The organism is Pseudarthrobacter sp. CC4 (assembly GCF_048957775.1).
In the GTDB taxonomy this organism is placed as follows: domain Bacteria; phylum Actinomycetota; class Actinomycetes; order Actinomycetales; family Micrococcaceae; genus Arthrobacter.
The window spans coordinates 1-1034 of the sequence record NZ_JARCCZ010000076.1; the positions used below are offsets into that span (position 1 = coordinate 1).

Below are 1034 nucleotides of genomic sequence, written 5' to 3' on the forward strand. Positions count from 1 at the left end.
GAGGCGCACCTGAAGGCTGATAACGCCTCGCTGGGTGAGCTGCTCGGGGACGTGACCCGCGACCTGTCCACGCTGATGCGCCAGGAAGTGGAACTCGCCAAGGCCGAACTCAAACAATCCGCGACCAAGGCCGGCAAGGGCTCGGGCATGCTCGCCGGCGCAGGCGTGGCCGGGCACTTCGTGCTCGTCTTCCTGTCCCTGGGCCTGATGTTCGCCCTCGGCGCCCTGATGCCCCTGGGCTGGGCCGCCCTGATCGTCGCCGTGGTCTGGGGCATCACCGCCGCGGTCCTGGCCTCCATCGGGCGCAAGGAACTCAAACAGATCAAGGGCCTGCCCCAGACCGGCGAGACCCTGTCCGAAATTCCCCCAACCCTAAAACCAGGTGAGGTAAACCGATGAGCGATAACCCGGACGCAATCCGTTCAGACATAGAAGCCACCCGCGCCCGCCTGGGCACCAACGTTGACGCGGTCGCCGACAAAGTCACCCCGTCCAACATCGTCCACCGCCAAACCGACAAAGTAAAAGACGCGGTCACCGGCGTGAAGGAGAAAATCATGGGCACAGCAGACTCAGCCACCAACACCGTCAACGACCGGATGCACTCCGGCGCCGGGCACACCGGCAACGCGATGCACTCCACCGGGGACACCCTGCACGGGGCCAGGGACAACGTGGCCTCCACGCTGTCCGACGCCGGCACCGCAATCTCCAACGCCCCGGACCAGGTCAAAGCCAAAACCCAGGGCAACCCCCTGGCCGCGGGCCTGATCGCGTTCGGCGCCGGGATGCTCATCTCCTCCCTGATCCCCGCCAGCGACAAGGAACGCGAGGCAGCCCAGCAGCTCAAGACCGCCGCCGAGCCCCTCGCCACCCAGGTCACCGACGCCGCCAAGGACATGGCCCAGGACCTCAAGGAACCCGCCCAGCAAGCCATGGAAAACGTCAAAGCCACCGCCACCGACGCCGCCCAAAACGTCAAAACCGAAGGCCAACACGCCGCCACCGACGTCAAAGACCGCGCCACCGACGCC

2 protein-coding genes are annotated in these 1034 nt (G+C 66.3%); both read left to right on the forward strand.

Annotated elements, in window-relative coordinates; all coding sequences use genetic code 11:
• Positions 1–399 (forward strand): phage holin family protein (locus tag PV768_RS21820; RefSeq protein ID WP_421094203.1); only part of this gene is annotated, 399 nt, incomplete at its 5' end.
• On the forward strand, positions 396–1034 hold a 639-nt coding region (locus PV768_RS21825), incomplete at its 3' end, for a DUF3618 domain-containing protein (protein WP_421094204.1). The genes PV768_RS21820 and PV768_RS21825, both read left to right, overlap by 4 nt.